We start from the raw sequence: 15,156 nt of genomic DNA on the forward strand, positions 1-15,156 counted from the left end.
ACGTCATGGCAAATGACACGAGACGAGCGACGCGGCCTTTCCCTGCATGGGCAGGACTGGTGGCGCTGCTGGTGGTGTCGGCTGCCATGGCGGGTGATCGCGATGACTGGCAGCACTATGGCGGTGGGCCCGGCGGGTCGCATTATTCCTCGCTAGCGCAGATCAATCGCGACAACGTCGGCTCGCTCGCCCTGGCCTGGAGCTACCGCACTGGCGACATCGAGCGGCATCCGGAACACCGGCCGCTCGCCGCACTGAACGTGACGCCCATCCTGCTGCCGAAGGCGGCGGGCGAGTCGCTGGTGTTCTGCTCGGCGATGAATCGCGTGATCGCGCTGGATCCGGCGAGCGGCAAGGAGCGCTGGGTCCACGATCCGCAGATCCGCATCGGGCCCGTCGGCAGCAAGTTCCTGTGCCGGGGTGTGGCCTATTGGGAGGACAGCGATGCAGTTGCTGGTGCCAGCTGCAGGCACCGCATCTTCACCGCGACCAATGACTTGCGACTGATCGGTATCGATGCGCTGAGCGGCAAGCCCTGCGGGGACTTCGGCACCGCCGGGGTGGTGGACGTGCAGCCGGATATCCACGACGACGCCCCGGATCTCAAGGAAGGCGATGTGCAGTTCTCGGCGCCGCCGGTGACCATCGCTGATCTCGTCGTGATCGGGTCTTCCGACAACAGCAAGTTCTGGCGCGCCGACAGCCCGCGGGGCGAGGTGCGGGCCTACGACGCGCGTACGGGTGCGTTGCGCTGGAAGTTCGACCCGATTCCGCACGAGGCGGAAAATGCTGAAGCCCTGGGCTGGACCCGTGAGGGACTGGAGCACACGGGCGGCGCGAACGTCTGGAGCATGATGTCGTCTGACCCGGCGCGCGGGCTGCTTTTCCTGCCCACCGCGACGGCCGCGCCAAACAACTTCGGCGGCAATCGGCCCGGCGACAACCGTTATGCCAACTCGGTTGTGGCACTGCGCGCAGCCGACGGCACTGTCGTCTGGCACTTCCAGATCGTGCACCACGATGTCTGGGACCTCGACCTTCCGGCGCAGCCGATCCTCGTCGACCTGAAGCGCAACGGGAAACTGCTGCCGGTGGTCATCCAGCTGACCAAGCAGGGGCTGATCTTCGTCTTGAACCGGGAAACGGGCGAGCCGGTGTTTCCGGTGGAGGAGCGGCCGGTGCCGACTGACGGCGTGCCTGGTGAGGTGCTCTCGCCGACACAGCCGTTTCCGGTTCGTCCTGCACCGCTCGGCGTAGCGAGGTATACGCCGGAGCAGGCCTGGGGCTTCACGCTGTTCGATCGCTCGGCCTGTCGCAGGAAGCTCGCGTCCTTCGGTCGTTCAGGACTCTATGAACCACCGGGCTTCGAAGGCACGCTGATGGCCTCATCGGCCAACAACTGGGGCGGTGCGGCTTTCGATCCCGAGCGTTCACTGCTCGTGTTGCCGGTCTCGCAGGTCCCCATCTACACGCGGCTCAAGCGCACGGCCGACGTGACGCCCGAAGAACTCGATCAGCCACGGATGGGGCCGATCGGGCCGCCGACGGCGATGGCGGGTACACCTTATTCGTTTCAGTTCGCGCCGGTGCTCTCGCCGCTGTTCTCGCCCTGCACCCCGCCGCCCTGGGGCGAGTTGATGGCGCTGGATCTGTCCGGCGATACCGGCACGAAGTGGCGCTTCACGCTCGGTACGCTCGAAAAGCTGATGCCTGTGCCGATACCATTGCCCTTCGGTACGCCGCTGGCCGGTGGCCCGACTGTCACCGCCGGTGGACTGGTCTTCATCGGCGCGAGTGCGGACGAGAAGTTCCGCGCCTTCGACATCGACAGCGGCAAGAAACTCTGGGAGGTGAGCACGCCGGCGTCGGCGATGGCGACACCGATGACCTACTCGGTGGGCGGCCGTCAGTTCGTGGTGGTGGCGGCCGGTGGACACATCGTGGCCGGCTTCCGCAACGTCTCGGATTACCTCGTGGCCTATGCGCTGCCCTGAGAGGTAGCCGCCACTCAGTCCACCGGCTTTCTGCGCAGCGACTTCGTTGCGCCGCGCTGCTTCTTGCCTTCGAGTCGTCGCAGCTTGGCGCCTTTGCTTGGCCGGGTTGCGATGCGCCTGCGTTGTACCACGGTGACCGTGTTGACCAGTTCGTTGAGCCGGTCCAGTGCGTCGTCGCGGTTCATCTCCTGGGTGCGATGACGCTGTGCCTTGAGCACGATGATGCCGTCCTGCGTGATGCGCTGGTCGCGCAGTGCGAGCAGCCTTTCCTGTATCCCGGGCGGCAGCGACGAGGCGCGGATGTCGAAGCGCAGGTGGATGGCGCTCGCCACCTTGTTGACGTTCTGGCCGCCGGCGCCCTGCGCGCGGACTGCGGTGAGTTCGACCTCCTCGACTGGCACGCTGATGCGTGTGCGGCTGGCGGAGGGGTCCGGCATCGTCGCTCAGGCCGGGTTCTGCAGCAGGTTCTGCATGGCCGCGATGAACCCGGCGGTATTGCGCTCGGTCACGGGGCAGCTCTGCAGTTCATCCCAGTCGATACCGGCGGTTGCCTGCTCGAGTACCAGGCGGCCTTCCTTGCCGTTCCACACCAGGCGTTGCTTCGCGTCGTCGCGGCGGAAACGGATCAGCCAGCTGCCGTAGGCGCCCGCAGCGGCCACATAGTCCTGCACGCTGCAGCCGGCATCGGCGCAGGCGCTGGTGACCGCATCGGCAAATTCTTCGGTCGTTGCCGGGTATTCGATGGTGGGCAGCGCCGCCGGGCGGCGGCCGATCCACATGACTTCATGTTCTGCCACGGTTTGCAATCCTCAGGAAAAGACGAACGCCGACCAGCCTGGCCGATGAGTGGATGTTACCTGTCACAAGCCCCGGGCTGAAGCCATCGGCATCAGGCCTCGATCTGCTACGCTCGATGTCACAAGGGGCGTGGAGAGGGGATTCATATGCGGCGGGTTCAACGCTTGTTGCTCATCCTGGCCGGATGTTTCTGCGCGGGACTGGCGATGGCAGCACCCGTAGCCGGTGCACAGGACGGCGTGACCACACGGGAATTGCTGCACTTCCTGCACATCTTCCTGTTCGTTTTCTGGCTGGGCCCCGATGTGGCCACCTGGATCTGGAGCCGCAAGGCAGTAGACGCTGGCACACCACCGGAAATGCAGGCGGTGTCGCGGCAGATGATGGTGCGGGTGGAGATGATCTCGCGCGCCTCGATGAGCCTGATGCTGACGGTCGGCGGCCTGCTCTCGCATTACATCGGCATGGAGCACCCGTGGTGGCAGATGGCCGGCATCGTACTGCTGGGACCTGTCTGGCTGCTGCTCACACTCGTCGGGTTTTTCCGCGACGGCACGGCCTTCGGGACGACGGCAGTGCGTCTGGAAACAGCACTCCGCTGGGTAGTGATCGCGGCGGTACCGCTGTCGGTGATCTGGTCGACGCTGAGCGGGCGCCTCGATGTCGCACCCTATGTCGGTGCCAAACTGCTGCTGTTTGCCGCAGTCCTGCTGTGCTGGCAGCTGCTGCGCACCGGCGTACCGCGCAGCCGCCTGTATCCGGCGACAGTCTGGGTGGGCCTGCTGGCTGCGGCGCTGCTGGGGGTTATGAAGCCCGGTGTGCCGCAGGCCGATGGCTTGCAGGTCGGCCAAAAAGAAGCCCCGCACATGGCGGGGCTCCCGAGCCTCCAGGTCCAGGCTGATTAACTTGCGATCCGTCGCCGCAGACCCAGCAAGCCCACCATCCCTGAACCAAACAGCCAGGCGGCTGCCGGCACGGGAACCACGGTGTGCGAATAGGTCCAGTTGCCGAAGTTGCTTTCGACACCATAGAGAACCGAGTTGGTTCCATTCGAGCCTGGACCAGCCACGACAACCGGCCCCGGGTAACAGCTGCCGGCGGAATTCGCCAGGCTGAACGTGCCTGACGTGGACGGCACCGAATTCGCGGTGATCTGGAAGCCGGTGATCAGCGTACCGGCACAGGCGGTCCAGCTCGGCGCATTGTTGGTCAGTACGGAGCCGAGGTTGATGGTCGCACCGTTGTTCCAGCTGTAGGTGAGCGCTGTCAGTGCACTTACGGGGATGGCGCTGAAGTTGCTGGCATCCGTGATACCCGGGCTCGAGAAGGTCATGCTTCCGCTGCCGCCTGAACCGCCACTCGGCGTCCAGCTATAGACCACCGTCATGGCCGAGGCCGGCAGCGCGAGGCAAAGCGTGAGCGCGGCTGCAGAAATCCGCGCAGTCAGAATGGAACCGGTCGTCATTGGTCTTCTCCCCCAGGCGCGGTGTTGTGCACCGCAGCTATCGTTGTATGGCATTGAGGATGATCTTCCTGAAACCGTCTGCGCCCGTCGTCACCCGCCCGGATGATTTTCCGGAACCGTTTATGAAAGCTGTTTTACAGAACGCTTCTATCGGGTGACCAGATCCACCAGCGCGTCCGGGTCAAGCGGCAGCGAGGTGTCCACCTGCACCGCGTGTGCGTTCTCGTCCGCGGTCAGCGGTTCCCAGGTGTCGAGCTGGTGTTCGAGGACGGCAAGGTCCGCATCGGACGCGCCCCGCGCCCGACTCACGATGCGCTCGCGCAGCAGGGCAGGCGGCGCGGTAGCCTCGATGATTGTGCAACTGATATTGCGCGCCGCGGCCATCGCCCGGAACGGCGCCCGCTGCGAGACATCGAGAAAGGCCGCATCGACGATGACCAAAAAACCGGCGTCGAGCACCTGGCCCGCCAGGTCCAGCAACCTCGCATAGGTCCGGCGACTTCCCGCGGAGTCGTAGATGCCCTGGCCCACCGCCGCGCGTGCGTCGGCCTCGGGCGGCACGCCGGCCAGCCGCTTGCGCTCGACGTCGGAGCGAATGCGGATGGCGCCATGCTTCTCGACCAGAACGCCGGACAGCGTTGTCTTGCCGGATGCGGAAACGCCGCGAGTCAGGATCAGCCGGGGGCGTCCGGACCGCGCGTAGCATTGCGCCAGTGCCAGATAGCGGCGGGCTTCCGCCTCGGCCAGGGTCTTCTCGTGATCATCGATGCCGGCCTGACGCGCCCGGATGCCATCAACCTTCGCCCGGACCAGCGCCCGGTACACCAGGTAAAAGGGCAGGACGGCCAGCCCGGCGTAGTCGCCCGTGCGTTCGAGGTACAGGTTGAGAAAACGCGCGGCGAGCGCCGGCTGCTGACGCGCCTCAAGGTCCATCACGAGAAAGGCCACTTCGTTCAGTACGTCAATCCAGCGCAGGTCCGGGTTGAATTCGAGGCAGTCGAACACCAGCGGGCCGTCGTTGACCCAGGCCAGGTTGCGCAGGTGCAGGTCGCCATGGCATTCGCGCACGAAGCCATCGCGCTTGCGCTGCTGGAAAATTTCCCGCAATCGCGCGAATGTCCTGATGGTCCACTGCTCCAGTTCGGCGATGCCTTGCGCTGAAATTGCATCCGGCAGTCCTCGGCGCAATTCGGGGAAGTTCTCCATCGCGGGTGCGATGATCTGCTCCGGCCCGCCGTACTTCACGCTGGCCCCGGCAATGGACACCCGCTGGTGGAAATCAGCGATGAGCCTCGCGAAGGCATCCAGGTGATGGCCTTTGAGTTCCCCGTGGTCGAGCAGCCGGTCGAGTTGCGCCGACGGCGGGAACTGCCGCATCTGTACCGCGTACTCGATCGCGGCACCGTCACCGCCGAGGTGCGGTGCGTCGGGGCTTCCCGTCACTGGTATCACGCCGAGATAGAACGCCGGCGCGAGGCGCCGGTTGAGACGGACTTCCTCTGTGCAGTAGTGATGCCGTTTGGCCAGTGTGGAGAAATCCAGGAAGCCGAGATCGACGGGCTTCTTGATCTTGTAAGCGTAGGTGCCGGTGAGGATGACCCATGAGATATGGGTTTCGATCAGTTCGAGGGAGCCGACGGGGTGGCCGCAGGCCCCGGGCTTCAGCAAGCCGGCGACAAGTGCTGAGGACGCTGCTGTTTCGCCTGCCTGATGGCGCGGGCTGACACCGGTCTGGTCCAAGATCTGCTCCCGGCTGTGTCTTCGGTTCCGGTCGTCCGGTCATGGCCGCCTCGGCAGATTGCCCTGGGGCCGCACCGGCCAGTCTACGCCGTGCACTGCGCAGAAACGTCAGGCAAAAAAATGCCCCGGACTGGCCGGGGCACTATTGCATCCGATGATGCCTGTTCAGGTCGCAGCCGACAGTTGCCTCAGCAGAGGCCCGTCAGAGCGCAGAACCGGTTATATCAGGACGCCCGCAGGTTGGCAGCTGCTGGCTTGCCACGCTCGTTGGTGATGTCGAAAGAGATGCTCTGACCTTCGTTCAGGGTCGCCATGCCGGCGGCCTGCACTGCAGTCACATGAACGAACACGTCCTTCGAGCCGTCGGACGGCTGGATGAACCCGAAGCCCTTTTGGGCGTTAAACCACTTGACAGTTCCGGTAGCCATTAACGTAAGTATTCCTTATGGCGTTAAAAAAAACAGGACACTTGGGAATAACGCCGACCCCGCGTGACCTTTAACAATTATGGAGTTTGAGGGAAGCACTCGTCTTGAAATCCCGGACGGGATATTTAGTCGAAGGCTGGCCAAAAACGCCATTTGCGTGAGTCACGGTATGCGATCTCACAGGGCGGGTCAATACTCCGGTCGATTCTGCTGTGTGACAATCCGGATCCGGTCCCCGTTTGGGGTCCCGGTTGGCAGGCAGGGAGCAGAGCTGTGAATGATGGGCTGCGCCTTGAGGCGCTGGAATTCAAGTGTGCGTATCTGGAGCGGGCGATACAGGAATTGAGTGACGTGCTTTACCAGCAGTCGCAGCGGCTGGACGAGGCGGTGCTGCGCAACCAGCAACTCAAGCAGCAACTCGAGCTGATCGAGAGCCGGGTCGGCGAGCCGGCAGCTGAGGCGGAGATCCCTCCCCATTACTGATCCGGAGTTCATTGCGCCGCCAAAGGAACGGGCCACGACCCGCCTGTATGTCGTGCCGGTCTGGCTGCGGGTTCTGGCTGGTCTGCTGGCTTTGGCGGCCCTGTTTGCGGCGGTATCGCTGGTCAGCAGTGCCCGCGCGCACGGTGTCGCCGATTTGCCGGCCCTGCTGATGAGCGGTGCACAGGTCATCTTCGATGTCTGCATGGGCGGGTTGTTCGCGTACGTCGCCGTGACGGGCCTCGCGCCCACCCACCTGATGCGCAGTGCCGGCGATTCGTGGACGGGCGGCGTGCCGCGCTTCCGGCTTGAGCCGGATATGCAGCGTTATCTGCAGCAGATGAATGCCGGGCAGCCGCAGATCATCGAATGCTGGATCCTCGGTCGCGTTGTAAAGCGCCGTCGCGGTGACCAGTTCCCTGCGCAATGGTGGCTGCTGGTTTTTGGACCGGCTGCACTGGCAGAGAAGCTGCGCACCGACTGGAATATGCGTCGACGCGATGTGCGCCTGTTTGTGGTCGATGCCGACACGGACTCGGTCAGTGCTGCCTGGGGGCGACCGTATGACGGTGTCCTCGCTGACTGGTGCTGGGAATTCATCACGGACGAAGTTGCGCGCTTTGTTCCGCCGGCTGATGCCGGCGAGCAGAAGCAGCTTGTCGATGACGGGGATGCGCAGCGCGACGCCGCTCAGTTTGCCGAGCGCTTGTGGAGCAGGAACCCGTAGGCGCGCCTTCAGGCGCTCCAGAGAGTCTGTGGGACCGCAAGCCGCTGCCGAGGCCGCTATACTCGCCCGCCCCAAGCTGTGGATCCGTGACCCGTGTTGTTCAAGAACCTGATTCTCTACCGCCTGCCTGAAAACTGGTCCGTGCCGGCCGCAGAACTCGAAGAAGCCCTTGGGCGCCGGCCGCTGCAGCCCTGCAGTGGTTTCGACATGCAGACCCGCGGCTTCGTGGCCACAGGCTACGAAGAGCGGCTGCTCCATACGCAGGGCAGGCATCATCTGCTCGCGCTCGGTGTCGACCGCAAGTTGCTGCCAGCCTCGGTCATCAACCAGCAGGCCAAAGAACGGGCAGTGGAGCTTGCCGCACAACAGGGCTATCCCGTGGGTCGTCGCCAGATGCGCGAACTCAAGGCCCGGGTTACAGACGAGTTGCGCTCGCGGGCGCTCACCAGTCGTCGCACGACGCATGCCTGGCTCAACCTGCCGCAGCGCTGGCTGGCGGTGAATACCAGCAGCGCGCCACGCGCCGAGGAGCTGGTGGAAACGCTGCGCGAGACGCTCGGCAGCTTCGCCGTACAGCCGGTCGCCAGCCTGAACTCACCGGCCGGCGCGATGGCCACCTGGCTGACGCAGGGGCGGGTGCCGGGACGCTTCAGCATCGACCAGGATCTGGAGTTGCAGGCTGTCGATGGTGGCGGCGCAACCATCCGTTACGTGAATCATCCGCTCGACAGTGCCGAGATCCGCGGCCATCTCGGCGCCGGCAAGACGCCGACCCGGCTCGGACTGGTGTGGAACGAACGCATCGCTTTCATGCTGCAGCAGAACCTGTACATCAAGCGTGTCCGGTTCCTGGACGTCTACAAGGATGACAACGCGCAGGGCGAGAATCCGCAGGAACAATTCGATATCGACTTTGCCCTGATGACCGGTGAGCTGTCGCAGCTGCTGGAAGAGTTGCTGGCCGGACTCGGTGGCGAAGAAACCGCACCGGTCCGTCAGGCCGCCTGAAAAATCCGCGTCTGACCGCTATTTTGTCAGTGACCGGCGCGATATTCCTTTGCGCTGCGGAACTGCAGCGCTTCAAGCGGTGTAGCCTGATACGACTGCGCGATGCGTTCGGCCGGCGGTGTGCCATACAGTGTCGTGCGCTGTACCGGGCGACGGCCGATGCTTTCGATCAGCGCATCCATGCGCTCCGGTGACAATTCCTGCCCGAAGGCTGCACCTGCTGCACGAGAGATGCTTTCGTTCATCAGTGTGCCGCCCAGGTCGTTGGCACCGGCGTTGAGGATGCGCGCCGCACCTTCTTCGCCGAGTTTTGCCCAGCTCACCTGGATGTTGTGCAGCACCGGACCGAGCACGAGCCGGGCGATGCCATGCATCAGCATGGTTTCACGCCAGGTCGGGCCGGGGCGCGCCAGGCCGCGACGGTAAACCGGCGCTTCCATATGCACGAAGGGCAGCGGCACGAATTCGGTGAAACCACCGGTTTCGACCTGCAGGTCGCGCAGGCCGAGCAGGTGTCGCGCCCAGTGTCGTGTCGTTTCGAGGTGGCCGAACATGATCGTGGAAGTCGTGCGCAGGCCGAGTGCGTGCGCTGTGCGCATCACACCAAACCAGGCGGCGGTATTCACCTTGTCCGGGCAGATATAGCGTCGCACCTCGTCGTCTAGAATCTCGGCGGCCGTGCCGGGCAGCGTGCCGAGGCCGGCCGCCTTGAGCTGCCGTAAAAAGGTGTCGAGCGGAATCCCCAGCGTCTTGGCACCCTGCGTGACTTCGAGCGGCGAGAAAGCATGCACGTGTATGTCTGGTGCGGCCTCCTTTACGGCATGCAGCACGTCGAGGTAGGTCTGCCCGGTGAAGGCCGGATGGATGCCACCCTGCAGGCATACTTCCGTTGCACCGCGTTGCCAGGCTTCTTCAGTGCGTCGCGCGACCTCGCTCATGTCGAGTACATAGGGTGCGCCGCGCAGGTCTTCGTGGGTCTTGCCCTTGGAGAAGGCGCAGAAGCTGCACTTGTAGGTACAGAGGTTGGTGTAGTTGATGTTGCGGTTGACCACGTAGCTGATCGTGTCGCCGCAGCTTTCCGCGCGGGCCTCGTCGGCGAGCTGCAGCAGATGCTCGCAGTCGGACCCGCGCAGTGAAAACAGATGCGTGACCTCGTCTTCGCTGAGGCGCTCGCCCTGGCGTGCGCGCTCCATCAGCTGCACTGCCGGCGAGTCCGGTCGCCGGAGGGTGGTACCCGATGCAGCAACTGGCGGTGGCGCCAGTCCCGCGCCGGGTGACCAGTCATCGGTACGGGCGAGGCCGCTTGCATCGGCGTGTTTCAGGACGCTGGCGACAAGTCCCGGGTGCAGCCACTCCTTGCGCTGTTCAATGTAGTGCGGATAGATCGTGAGCCGCGGCACGAGCGTCTTGCCGGTCGCACGGGTCTGCTCCGCAAGGCTGTCCAGATGTGGCCAGGGGGATTCAGGGTTCACGTGATCCGGCGTGACCGGCGAAACGCCACCCCAGTCGTTGCAGCCGGCCGCGATGATCGCAGCGAGCCGGCCAGCGTTGAGGTTGGGTGGTGTCTGCAGGCTCATTGCAGCACCGAAGACATGCCGTGCCATGGCGATGGTCCACAGCAGTTCCTCAACGGGCGGTGCCGGCGCCTTTGCCATCTTCGTGCCCGGCTTCGGCACGAAGTTCTGCAGGATCAGTTCCTGCAGATGACCGTGCTCGGCATGCAGGTCGCGCAGTGCGAGCAGGCTCAGCAGGCGCTCCTCGCGTGTTTCACCGATGCCGATCAGCAGGCCAGAGGTGAGCGGTACGCGAGCCTGGCCCGCAGCGCGTATCGACAGCAGCCGGACGGTGGGCGCCTTGTCCGGAGAGCCGAAGTGCGGTCCGCCACGCTGCGTGAGGCGCGATGCCGCCGATTCCAGCATGATGCCCATCGACGGAGCCACTTCGCGCAGGCTGCGGAATTCCTCGTATGACATTACGCCGGCATTCAGGTGCGGCAGCAGCCCGGTTTCCCGGCGTACCAGTTCCGCCATCGCCCGCAGATAGTCGAGCGTGGACGCAAACCCCAGCGTGGCGAGGGCCTCGCGGGCTGCGCGATAACGCAGTTCCGGTTTGTCGCCGAGCGTGAAGAGCGCTTCATGACAGCCCGCGGCCTGTCCGGCACGGGCGATGGCAAGTACCTCTTCCGCTGTCAGGTAGACGTTCGTCAGTCGCCGCGGCGTTTTGGCGTAGGTGCAGTAGTGACAGACATCGCGGCACAGTTCTGTCAGCGGGATGAAGACCTTCCGCGAGCAGGTGACGATATCGCCGTGCCCCGCATCGCGCAGCGCAGCTGCTGACGCCATCAGTTCAGGCAGCGGTGACTCGCCGAGCTTCAGCAGCTCCGGCAGTTCGGGATGCGCAGCGGCCGGTGTTTTCAAGAATCTGTCGCCCTTTGTTGTCGTCTGAGGCGGTCGCGGATGCCGCTGGACTTCAGCCAGGCCAGCGTGGCACAGGCAATGCGCTGTTCCAGCAGCCAGTGAACATCATCCGGCGTGTCGATGTCACGTGCAAATCCGGCCAGTTCAGTATGCCGTGCCGGTATCCCCCTGGCGCGGGCGGCTTCCAGATGCCGCTTTGCGCTATCGGGTCCATACAGAAAGGGAATGGCCGTTGGCGGACTGAGCAACAGCGCATTGGTGCCGCCGTCCCGGGCGGCGGGGCACAGGCTGATGCCTTCCGTGTGACTTTCCAGCAGCCGGGTGACATCAGCGGCAGAGAGCGTGGGCAGGTCGGCGGGCAGCACCAGCAGATGACGCACGCCCTTTGCGGCCAGTCCGGCAGCAGCATCGCCGAGTGCCTTCCGGTAGTCATCGCCGGGCGGTTCGGGCAGCAGCTGTGCGCCACTGCCCGCGCTGAGCGCAGCGAGCTGCGGCTCGTTGCCGAGCAGGCTGATGCCGCTGATCAGGGGTGTGGCACCGAGGGCGCGCAGCACATCGAGCAGCATCTGCGCGGCAAGCTTTGCGCATTCCTCGCGGGTGAGCAAGCCATCAAGCCGCGTCTTGGCACGGGCGAAAGGCTTGACCGGTACCAGTGCCCAGGCGCCCGTCATGATTCAGAGTGTGGCCGCAAAGCCGAGCGCGAAGCTGGCAAGTTTCAGCCGGTCGTCCAGCGTGTGCATGACGGTCTGTGTCGCGGCCACCGCGATGCCGGCATCGATGATCGCTGCTGCTTCGCCGGCGTCGGTCTGGTCGAGGATGAAGCCGCCGAGCAGGTCGCGATAGTGATGCGCCACCGCCTGCGCCGAGGGCCGGAGGCCGAGTTCCGTCATGATCTTCGCGGTCGGCCCCTTCAGTGCCTGGCCACCGACGATCGGTGACACGGCGACGACCGGCGCGTGTGCCGAGCGTACCGCGGCGCGGATTGACGGAATGGCGAGTATCGGGTCGATGCTGAGCCAGGGGTTTGAGGGGGCGATGAAGATCGCTGCAAGATCGGGATCTGTCAGCGTTGCGGCGAGCGCGGCAGCGGGCGGGGCCGCGCTGGCACCCTGATAATGAATCGCTTTCACGCGTGGTTCGGCACGCTGGCGCACGAAGTAGTCCTGGAAGCCAAGGGTGGCGGGGCCGGCGTTGGTTTCGCAGTCGAGCACGGTGCGCACCGGCAGGTCGGACATCGGCAGGATCCGGGTTCTGACGCCGAGCTGCGCACACAGGTGTTGTGTGACATCGCTCAGGCTCCGGCCGGCAGCCAGCAGCCGCGTGCGTTCCAGGTGCGTGGCGAGGTCGCGGTCGCCGAGCCGGAACCAGGTCTCCGCGCCGAGCGCCTCGAGTCCTTCCATGCACGACCAGCTTTCATCGCGGAGGCCCCAGCCGGTGGTCTCGTTGACGACACCGGCTAGCGTGTACATCAGCGTGTCCAGATCCGGCGAAATCGCGAGACCGAGATGGCTGAAGTCGTCGCCGGTGTTGGCGATGATGGTCAGCTGATCCGCATCGAGCGTGCGCACCAGTCCAAGTGCCAGCTTGGCACCGCCGACGCCGCCGGCAAGCAGTACATAACGGGACTTTGCGCTCACCGGAACAGGTCTTCGTCGGCAGGCCGCAGTGCGTCGCGCGCGGTTTGTCCCGATTCGGTACAGGCTCCCGCGCCGCGGACCAGAACCAGCGGTGTGCCTTCGGCCGCTTCGCCCATCACCAGCACGGCCGTCGCCGCGATGCTGTCGGCCACTGCCACTTCGCTCACCTGCAGCGTTCTGCCGAACATGTCGGGCTGGCCGCGCAGATCGTTGAGCGCCTTGATGCCGGCGCAGCCGATCGCGATACCCACGGTGCCGAGCCGCCAGGCGCGGCCGATGCTGTCGGTGATGATCAGTCCGAGCGCGACGCCGAATTCCTTCTGCAGTGCTGCGCGCAGACCTGCCGCCGAAGCGTCGGGATCTTCGGGCAGCAACAGCGCGGTCTCGTCGCTGTCTTCGAGGTTGGACCGGTCGATGCCGGCGTTGGCCAGCACGACGCCGGTGCGGTGTTCGACGATGATCACCCCGGGCGAGACGCGGATCACCGAGCGCGATTCGCGCAGGATCAGCTCGACGACGCGCGGATCCTTGTTGGCGCGTGAGGCGATGTCCTCCGCTTCGGCCGAAGGCCTTACCGTATCGAGCCGCACGCTGCGGCCCTCGGCCTTGGACACGATCTTCTGTGCGACGGCGATGAGGTCGCCGGCCAGCGGCTTTACGCCGCCTGCGCGCAGTGCGGCACTGATCAGCGCGGCCAGATCGTCACCGGGCTGTACCAGCGGTACGCCCGGAATGCGCATGAAGCTGAGCCCGTTCACGGACGCTCAGCTGGCGTCGTCAGCGATGCCGGTAATGCGTATGCCCGTATGCAGTCCGCCATAGCGCTTGTTCATGAAGATCAGCACCGACGTGAGCGCTTCGGCCGCCGCCGCATTCTCCAGTGAACCCGCATGCCAGGCGCGCAGCCCGGCAGCCCTGGCGAGGCCCACCACGACTTCGCGGGCCTCCGCCTTGTTGCCGGTGACCAGCACGTCGCAATCAAGAGCGTCATCGCTCTGCATCGAGTCAGCCGAGACATTATGAAAGGCTGCGACGACAGTCGTTTGTTCGCCGACCAGTTGCTGGGCGATGAGCGCGGCGCAGCCTTCAGGCGGCAGCTGCACGCGGGCGACCCGGGGTGGAACCAGCGGTACCGTGGTATCGACGAGTATCTTGCCCGGCAGCGCAGCGCGGATTTCTCCCAGCGTCGGTCGCTGGTGGCTGAAAGGTACGGTGAGGACAACCACGTTGCCCTCGCGGGCAGCTTCGAGATTGGACAGGCCGCGGACATTGGCACCGGGAAAGGCCTTGCGCAGCTCGCCAGCCGCCGCTTCGGCCTTGACCGCATCCCGCGAACCGATGATCACCGGAATGCCGGCCTGGGCCCAGCGACGGGCCAGCCCGCCGCCCAGCGCGCCGGTGCCGCCCACGATGGTGATTACGCCGAAGCGGCTGTCATTGACCATTGACTTGAACTCGTTGCTGCAACCCGGGGGCAGGCATGGTACCGAGCCGCTGCAGAGGGCACAAATGGCGGCTGGCATGGTCGCGGCTGGCAGGGCAAAATGGCGCCCTCAGGCTGCCCGGCCACCGGTCCCAGGCTCGCTGCGTATAACTGAAACCGAACATCCGCGGGCAAACCGGCCGCGACTACAAATAAAGAGAGCTATGGAGATCTTCAAGGAGTTTATCTTCGAGGCGGCGCACCGCCTGCCCAACGTGCCTGCCGGCCACAAGTGCAGCCGGCTGCACGGCCATTCGTGGCGCGGGGCGATCTATGTCGAGGGGCCGGTCGATCCGCATGCCGGCTGGGTGATGGACTTCGGTGAAATCAAGCAGAAGTTTTCGCCCGTCTACGACATCCTCGACCATCATTATCTGAACGATGTGCCGGGTCTTGAGAATCCGACCAGCGAGGTGGTCGCACGCTGGATCTGGCAGCAACTGAAACCGGTACTGCCCCTGTTGTCGAAGGTCATCGTGCATGAGACCTGTACGAGCGGTGCGATCTATCGGGGTGAGGACTGCGAGGCCGGTGGCTGACGAGACGCTGATGCGCGCGGCGCTCGCGCTGGCGCGTCGCGGGCTGCTTGCCGGTGAAGCGCCGGTCGGTGCCTGCATCGCGCAGGACGGGCGGGTGATTGCCAGCGCGCACAGCGCCGTGGCCGGTGGTCCCGACGCAAGCGCGCATGCCGAGATTCTCGCCATCCGTGCCGCGTGCCGCAGTCTGCGCAGCGCGGCGCTTGCCGGCTGCGAGTTGTATGTCAGCGTTGAACCCTGTGCCATGTGTCTTGCCGCCTGTCACTACGCCGGGATTGACCAGGTGTTTTTTGCTGCCAGTTTGCAGGACATGCAGGCGGTCACCGGCCACGAACTGGGTGCGCCGGTACCTCTGTCGATCCGGTTGCACGGCGGTGTGCTCGGTGATGAAGCGCGCGCCATGCTGGCCGAGTGGGCAGCACAGCGGCAGGTGCGGGTGTAGC

The 15,156-nt window shown here is 65.0% G+C and carries 17 protein-coding genes; 7 read left to right on the plus strand and 10 right to left on the minus strand.

Features of this window, described 5'->3' with window-relative positions; translation table 11 throughout:
* The first annotated feature begins 5 nt into the window (after positions 1 to 5).
* Positions 6 to 1,994: a pyrroloquinoline quinone-dependent dehydrogenase gene (locus tag H6979_12605; GenBank protein MCP5140685.1), complete on the plus strand. Its 1,989-nt coding sequence runs from the start codon at positions 6 to 8 to the stop codon at positions 1,992 to 1,994.
* 14 nt (positions 1,995 to 2,008) lie between these two features.
* On the opposite strand, the gene arfB is transcribed toward H6979_12605, so the two are convergent.
* Positions 2,009 to 2,431: an aminoacyl-tRNA hydrolase gene (gene arfB / locus H6979_12610; protein ID MCP5140686.1), complete on the minus strand. Its 423-nt coding sequence runs from the start codon at positions 2,429 to 2,431 to the stop codon at positions 2,009 to 2,011.
* Positions 2,432 to 2,437: 6 nt separating this feature from the next.
* A complete protein-coding gene (locus tag H6979_12615) occupies positions 2,438 to 2,791 on the minus strand; it encodes a hypothetical protein (protein ID MCP5140687.1) in 354 nt (117 codons plus the stop codon).
* Positions 2,792 to 2,998: 207 nt separating this feature from the next.
* On the opposite strand from H6979_12615, the gene H6979_12620 reads away from it, so the two are divergent.
* Positions 2,999 to 3,697: a hypothetical protein gene (locus H6979_12620; protein ID MCP5140688.1), complete on the plus strand. Its 699-nt coding sequence runs from the start codon at positions 2,999 to 3,001 to the stop codon at positions 3,695 to 3,697.
* Here H6979_12620 and H6979_12625 read toward each other — a convergent pair.
* The 3 genes from H6979_12625 to H6979_12635 form a co-directional block, all read right to left on the minus strand.
* Positions 3,694 to 4,257, minus strand: a complete 564-nt coding sequence (locus H6979_12625) for a hypothetical protein (GenBank protein ID MCP5140689.1) — start codon at positions 4,255 to 4,257, stop codon at positions 3,694 to 3,696. The two genes, H6979_12620 and H6979_12625, sit on opposite strands and share 4 nt — an antisense overlap.
* Before the next feature lie 147 nt (positions 4,258 to 4,404).
* Positions 4,405 to 5,997: an AAA family ATPase gene (locus H6979_12630; protein ID MCP5140690.1), complete on the minus strand. Its 1,593-nt coding sequence runs from the start codon at positions 5,995 to 5,997 to the stop codon at positions 4,405 to 4,407.
* 224 nt (positions 5,998 to 6,221) lie between these two features.
* On the minus strand, positions 6,222 to 6,425 hold the full coding sequence (locus H6979_12635) for a cold-shock protein (GenBank protein ID MCP5140691.1): 204 nt from the start codon (positions 6,423 to 6,425) through the stop codon (positions 6,222 to 6,224).
* Between the two features lie 285 nt (positions 6,426 to 6,710).
* Between H6979_12635 and H6979_12640 the strand changes: the two genes are divergently transcribed.
* The 3 genes from H6979_12640 (at position 6,711) to H6979_12650 (ending at position 8,640) form a co-directional block, all read left to right on the plus strand.
* Complete coding sequence (locus tag H6979_12640; protein ID MCP5140692.1) at positions 6,711 to 6,908, plus strand: SlyX family protein; 198 nt, start codon at positions 6,711 to 6,713, stop codon at positions 6,906 to 6,908.
* A 52-nt stretch (positions 6,909 to 6,960) separates the two neighbouring features.
* Complete coding sequence (locus tag H6979_12645; protein MCP5140693.1) at positions 6,961 to 7,632, plus strand: hypothetical protein; 672 nt, start codon at positions 6,961 to 6,963, stop codon at positions 7,630 to 7,632.
* A gap of 93 nt (positions 7,633 to 7,725) precedes the next feature.
* Positions 7,726 to 8,640, plus strand: a complete 915-nt coding sequence (locus H6979_12650; protein ID MCP5140694.1) for a recombination-associated protein RdgC — start codon at positions 7,726 to 7,728, stop codon at positions 8,638 to 8,640.
* Positions 8,641 to 8,666: 26 nt separating this feature from the next.
* Here H6979_12650 and cofH read toward each other — a convergent pair whose 3' ends face one another.
* The 5 genes from cofH to npdG all read right to left on the minus strand — a co-directional run bounded on the left by cofH (position 8,667) and on the right by npdG (position 14,139).
* Complete coding sequence (cofH, locus tag H6979_12655; GenBank protein ID MCP5140695.1) at positions 8,667 to 10,982, minus strand: 5-amino-6-(D-ribitylamino)uracil--L-tyrosine 4-hydroxyphenyl transferase CofH; 2,316 nt, start codon at positions 10,980 to 10,982, stop codon at positions 8,667 to 8,669.
* Positions 10,983 to 11,053: 71 nt separating this feature from the next.
* The gene (gene cofC, locus H6979_12660; protein ID MCP5140696.1) at positions 11,054 to 11,728 is read right to left on the minus strand and encodes a 2-phospho-L-lactate guanylyltransferase; all 675 of its coding nucleotides are present in this window, start codon (positions 11,726 to 11,728) and stop codon (positions 11,054 to 11,056) included.
* Between the two features lie 3 nt (positions 11,729 to 11,731).
* On the minus strand, positions 11,732 to 12,694 hold the full coding sequence (locus tag H6979_12665) for a 2-phospho-L-lactate transferase (GenBank protein MCP5140697.1): 963 nt from the start codon (positions 12,692 to 12,694) through the stop codon (positions 11,732 to 11,734).
* Positions 12,691 to 13,434, minus strand: a complete 744-nt coding sequence (cofE, locus tag H6979_12670) for a coenzyme F420-0:L-glutamate ligase (GenBank protein MCP5140698.1) — start codon at positions 13,432 to 13,434, stop codon at positions 12,691 to 12,693. Before cofE ends, H6979_12665 begins: the two co-directional genes overlap by 4 nt.
* A gap of 24 nt (positions 13,435 to 13,458) precedes the next feature.
* Positions 13,459 to 14,139, minus strand: a complete 681-nt coding sequence (gene npdG, locus H6979_12675) for an NADPH-dependent F420 reductase (GenBank protein ID MCP5140699.1) — start codon at positions 14,137 to 14,139, stop codon at positions 13,459 to 13,461.
* 202 nt (positions 14,140 to 14,341) lie between these two features.
* Between npdG and queD the strand changes: the two genes are divergently transcribed.
* Positions 14,342 to 14,716 (plus strand): 6-carboxytetrahydropterin synthase QueD, encoded by a 375-nt coding sequence (queD, locus tag H6979_12680; protein MCP5140700.1) that lies wholly within the window; start codon positions 14,342 to 14,344, stop codon positions 14,714 to 14,716.
* Positions 14,709 to 15,155 carry a nucleoside deaminase gene (locus tag H6979_12685; protein MCP5140701.1) on the plus strand — a complete coding sequence of 149 codons (447 nt, stop codon included), beginning with the start codon at positions 14,709 to 14,711 and terminating at the stop codon, positions 15,153 to 15,155. Before queD ends, H6979_12685 begins: the two co-directional genes overlap by 8 nt.
* The last annotated feature ends 1 nt before the right edge of the window (position 15,156 follow it).

It is taken from the genome of Chromatiales bacterium (assembly GCA_024234935.1).
GTDB lineage: Bacteria > Pseudomonadota > Gammaproteobacteria > Steroidobacterales.